Below are 5,205 nucleotides of genomic sequence, written 5' to 3' on the forward strand. Positions count from 1 at the left end.
TCCGGTTGGGACACCGACCAGTTCCCCAACAATGTCCCCGAAATGGCGCTGGCCTATCTTGAGGTCCTCAAGGCCGGTGGCTTTACCACCGGTGGCACCAATTTTGACGCCAAACTGCGCCGTCAATCGCTTGATCCCGAAGATCTGATCCTTGCGCATGTCGGCGGTATGGATGCCTGTGCGGCGGGTTTGAAAGCGGCGGCCGCGATGCTTGAGGATGGCAGCCTTGAGGATGCGCGCGCGGCGCGCTACGCCGGATGGGACACAGATTTCGGCAAGGGCCTGCTGACGTCCGATCTGGCCACAATCGAGGCTCAGGTGCGCAAGGACAATATCAACCCCGCACCAAAATCGGGCCGTCAGGAGAGGTTGGAAAATCTGGTCAACAGGTTTGTCTGACCCTTTCCATCCCTAAGGCAAATCAATCCACGCGCCGTTTTGTGCAGACGAGCGTTGGCAGGCGTCCACGAAACGGACGCCGTCCAGACCTTCCTGTATACCCAGGGAATGGGCCGGTCGCCGTTTGGTGCGTATGGCCTCGGCTGCTTCGCTGTAAAGGGTTGCGAAAGCTTCAAGGTATCCTTCGGGGTGGCCTGCCGGAATACGGGTCACCGCCGCCGCTGCGGGGCCCGCGGCGCTGCCACCCCGTGTTATGATCCGGGGGGCTTGGCCCAGTTCGGCAAACCGCAGCATGTTGGGGTTTTCTTGCGACCAGTGCAAAGACGCTTTGCTGCCGTAGATCGCCAAAGTCAGGTTGTTTTCGTTTCCAATAGCCACCTGACTGGCCCAGATATGCGCCTTTGCGCCACCCGACAGTGCTATCGTCACCCGCGCATCATCGTCGACCGTGCGACCGGCAACATGTGACGACAAAGTGGCCTGCAAACCTGTGGCATGCTGGCCTGAAACGAAACAGGTCAGGTTGTGCGCGTGGGTTCCGATATCACCGATGGCCCCGCCACCAGATTGGGCGGGATCGAGGCGCCATTGCGCCTGTTTGTTATCCTTGTCCGGGGTTTCTGCCAGCCAGTCCTGCAGGTAGTTGGTTTCGACACAACGGACGGTCCCGATCGCCCCTTGCGATACCATTTCGCGGGCCTGCCGGACCATCGGATAGCCGGTATAATTGTGGGTCAGAAAGAACGACCCCTCCGATGATCGGGCCGCGGCGGCGAGGCTTTCTGCCTGTGCCAGGGTTGCTGTCATCGGTTTGTCGCAAATCACCGAAATGCCTGCGTTCAGGAACGCTTCTGCGATGGGGCCGTGCAGATGATTGGGGGTTACGACTGACACGGCCACGATACCATCAGGTCGGGCGGCCTCGGCCTTGGCCATGTGCCGGAAATCATCGTACGACCGCGTGGCATCAAGTCCGATGTCCGCCGCCGAGGCACGGGCCCGCTCCGGATCGGAGGACAATGCCCCCGCGACCAGATCGAAACAGCCGTCAAGGCGTGCGGCCATGCGGTGGACCCCGCCGATAAAGGCGCCTTGTCCGCCGCCGACCATTCCCAACTTCAAAGGTGCCATCCTAAAATCCCATCATCTTGCGCAAGGCGGGTATGTCGGACGCCCCGCCGGCAAAGTCGTCGAACGCCCGTTCGGTCGGCCTGATCAAGTGACCGGCAATAAATGGTGCCCCCTCGGCCGCCCCCTGTTCGGGATGTTTCAGGCAGCATTCCCATTCAAGCACAGCCCATCCGTCATACCCGTATTGGGTCAGCTTTGAGAATATACCTTTGAAGTCAACTTGCCCGTCGCCCAAGGACCGGAAACGACCTGCACGTTCGGTCCAGTCTGCGTACCCCGAATACACGCCCTGACGTCCTGAGGGGGTGAACTCTGCGTCTTTGACATGAAAGGCGCTGATGCGGTCGTGATAAAGGTCGATGAAGGCAAGATAATCAAGCTGTTGCAGCAGAAAATGCGACGGATCATAGGTGATCTTGCAGCGCGGATGAGACCCGAGCGCGGTCAAGAACCGATCAAAGGTCGCGCCATCAAATACGTCTTCGCCCGGATGGATTTCGAAGCCGAAGTCCACGCCGTGATCATTGTAGATATCAAGGATCGGGGTCCAACGGCGCGCAAGTTCGCCGAACGCCTCGTCGATCAGACCCGCAGGGCGTTGGGGCCATGGGTAAAGGTAGGGAAAGGCCAGTGAGCCGCTGAACCCCACCGCGCCGGTGAGGCCAAGCCGCGCAGAGGCCTGCGCCACTTTCTTCACCTGATCCACCGCCCAGGCCTGCCGTCCCGACGGGTCGCCATGCAAATAATCCGGTGCGAAGGCATCAAATGCAGTGTCATAGGCGGGATGGACCGCGACCAGCTGGCTTTGCAAGTGGCAGGACAGTTCCGTAATCTCAACCCCGTGTTGGGCGCAGACCCCTATGATGTGATCGCAATAGGTTTGGCTGGACGCAGCTTTCTCCAGATCGAAAACGCGGGGATCCCACGTGGGAATTTGCACACCCGTATAGCCCAGACCGGCAGCCCATTCGACAATGGCGGGCAGGGAATTGAACGGTGCTTCGTCACCCAGAAACTGTGCAAGAAAGAGGGCAGGGCCCTTGATCGAACTGGTCATTGTCGTCTCCGTCTTATGTCAGCCCGCCATCAGGGCCAGTGCGTCATCAGGGCCCAAGGGGGCGGGGCGATCGCACCGTGTCGAAAGTGTCACGACCTCGCCTGTTTCGCCAGCTTCCAGAATTGCGGTCATCACGTCGATGACATGGGTCGCAAAGGTTTCGTTGCACCGGTGGGGGCGTTTTGATGCAATAGCCTGCGCCATATCGGCCAGTCCGGCACCGCGGTAGTTCGCCTGTGACGACGTTGGATCAGACACGTCAAAGGGATGGTCCCATGCCATGACCTCAGGCGCATCACGACCCGAGGCGACGGTGACTTCGCCCCCGAAAAAATTCGGATCGGGGAGGGTCATGGTGCCATCCGTTCCATAAAGTTCAATGATCGGGTGGGTGTTTGAAAGGACGTCCCAACTGGACAGCAGGGTGATGATCGCGCCGCTTTCAAATTTCATCACCGCGTGAATTGTCGTTGGGGTTTCAACGGCCACTGCCTCACCTGCGCGGGGGCCGGTCCCGATTTTACGGGTCATTTGCGCCATGCCCGTCATGCTGGTCACTTGGGAAACGGACCCCAACATCTGGACGAGGTTGCAGATGTAGTAGGGACCAAGATCAAGGACCGGCCCACCGCCCTTCTGAAAAAAGAAATCGGGGTTGGGGTGCCAATCTTCCATGCCGGCCGACATCACTACTGCGGTGCCGGAGGTGACCTGCCCAATCGCCCCAGTGTCAATGAGGGTGCGGCCCAACTGGTGACTTGCGCCCAGAAACGTATCCGGCGCTGACCCGATACGAAGGGATTTCGCGTGGGCAAGGTTTGTCAGGTCTTGTGCTTGCGCAACCGTCAAGACAAACGGTTTTTCCGAATAGACATGTTTGCCAGCCTGAAGGATTGCCTTCGACACGTCAAAGTGCGCCGCCGGAATGGTCAGGTTGATAACAAGGTCAACGTCGGGCGCGTCAAGCAGATCGTCGACCGCCATGGCTTGGACGTCAAACGCGGCTGCCTGCGTGCGGGCGCTATCCATGTTGATGTCCGCAACAGCGGTGATGCGATACCCTGCGAAAAGGGGCGCAAGGCTTAGGTAGGTGGTTGAGATATTGCCGCACCCAATGATCCCGACCCGCAGAACGTCAGCCATCTGCGTTCTCCCACATCGCGTCGAAGGCGTTGATCGACCTTTTGGCGAAGGTTTCCGGATGTGATGGTTTGTCGTGTTCCAACACATAAAGAAGACCGCCGGAGGCGCCTTGGCAGGCGCGTAACAAAGCGGGCCAGTCCATTACGCCCGTCCCCAGATTGCACCATCCATCTTCATCCACATGGTCGCCTTTCTTGGCAATGTCTTTGACATGCACCGCGGCCAGACGATCCTTATAGCGGTGAATGTAGGTAAGCGGATCACTGCCCCCCCGCTCGATCCATGCAAGATCAGCCTCCCATGTGATGTCCGGGGCGACATCAAGCAAAATGTCCATGGGCACGCCCCCATCGCGAAGTTTTGCAAACTCAAAATCATGATTGTGCCAGCCGAAGGTCAGGCCGGCGTCGCTGCATCGACGGGCCACTGTATTGAGCCGTCGGGCGAGGGCCGTCCAGCCCTCCGATGTGTCCGGCCTGTCTTCCGGCGCCAGATAGGGGGCGAAAATGCGGGTCATTCCCAGGGTGGCAGCAAGGGTCTTTGTCGTGTCGAACTGGCCTTCGATTTCGTTCAGCGCGACATGGCCGGATGGCATCGAAAGTCCGTTTTCATCCATCGCGGCGCGGAAAGCCACAGGATCGCCGTAGACCCCGCCGTAGCCTTCGACTGTTGTCACCCCCAGTTTACGAAGCCTGGACAGAAGACCGGTTTGGTCGGGGACATCGCGCATGGAATAAAGCTGAATGGCTGGGATCATAGCGCGGTGTCCAATCGTGCAGGGCTTCGGTCGCTTGATCAAAACACACTGCCCATCAAGGTGAAAGAAGCCTCTTTTCAGGACGCGGAAATTTCTTTGGTGAACTTGAGGTTTGACGACGAAGACGTGTTACTAGACCTCGTGGCGTCGGCTTGGCAAAGTGAGACGCCGCCCTTCATGATCAGATGCGGCGTTTGCGTAACGGGCCACTTGGCCAGCGGTTTACCAATGGCCTGTCCGTCCGCGATGGCCATTGCTTGGCGGACGACTTGTGCCGGGGACCTTGCCGGTTCGAACGATCAAATGAAAGGCAATCGCGCATCAGATGCCAGTGCGCGTCGCGTTGCCAGTCGTTCGACGGGCCGGCATGACGGTGGTCGTTTGATGTGAAAGCTGGCTGGGATGGTAGGATTCCCAGAGAATTTCTTAACCCATTGTGTTTGCGATAAAAAATTTCGCAACGCTTCACTACGTGATGCAGTTGTGTTGCACAGAGAGGCTGGGCGGTCAATGAATCCATTCGCACCGCTGATCGTTTCAGTGACGCAGGGGGCCGCAGCTAGGATTTTGTTGAAAAACGTTACGTGCATCAGAAGTAGCTATCGGCCCAATGCGGTCACTCGACCATTTGTCCAGATGCTGCGGTCGCAGCCCGCTTTTCGGTCATTCGCTGCAGGCGCGCAATCTGGGTTTTGCTGAACTTACAGATCGCAGACAA

4 protein-coding genes and 1 pseudogene are annotated in these 5,205 nt (G+C 58.6%); 1 reads left to right on the forward strand and 4 read right to left on the reverse strand.

All coding sequences use genetic code 11. From position 1 onward, the window contains the following. Positions 1–399, forward strand: a pseudogene (locus tag QZ653_RS14770) (xylose isomerase); the annotation flags it as partial. Between the two features lie 12 nt (positions 400–411). Here QZ653_RS14770 and QZ653_RS14775 read toward each other — a convergent pair. From QZ653_RS14775 to QZ653_RS14790, 4 genes are read right to left on the reverse strand one after another with little or no spacing between them, the layout of a single operon-like run. After that, positions 412–1,530, reverse strand: a complete 1,119-nt coding sequence (locus tag QZ653_RS14775; protein ID WP_296421255.1) for a Gfo/Idh/MocA family protein — start codon at positions 1,528–1,530, stop codon at positions 412–414. Between the two features lies 1 nt (position 1,531). Then, positions 1,532–2,587: a sugar phosphate isomerase/epimerase family protein gene (locus QZ653_RS14780; RefSeq protein WP_296421259.1), complete on the reverse strand. Its 1,056-nt coding sequence runs from the start codon at positions 2,585–2,587 to the stop codon at positions 1,532–1,534. 18 nt (positions 2,588–2,605) lie between these two features. After that, positions 2,606–3,730, reverse strand: coding sequence for a Gfo/Idh/MocA family protein (locus QZ653_RS14785; protein ID WP_296421262.1), 1,125 nt, complete (start codon positions 3,728–3,730; stop codon positions 2,606–2,608). Further along, on the reverse strand, positions 3,723–4,487 hold the full coding sequence (locus QZ653_RS14790) for a sugar phosphate isomerase/epimerase family protein (RefSeq protein WP_296421265.1): 765 nt from the start codon (positions 4,485–4,487) through the stop codon (positions 3,723–3,725). The genes QZ653_RS14785 and QZ653_RS14790 overlap by 8 nt, the downstream gene beginning before the upstream one ends. Positions 4,488–5,205: the final 718 nt, after the last annotated feature.

Origin of the sequence: Pseudooctadecabacter sp. (assembly GCF_020627745.1) — a bacterium.
In the GTDB taxonomy this organism is placed as follows: Bacteria; Pseudomonadota; Alphaproteobacteria; order Rhodobacterales; family Rhodobacteraceae; genus Octadecabacter.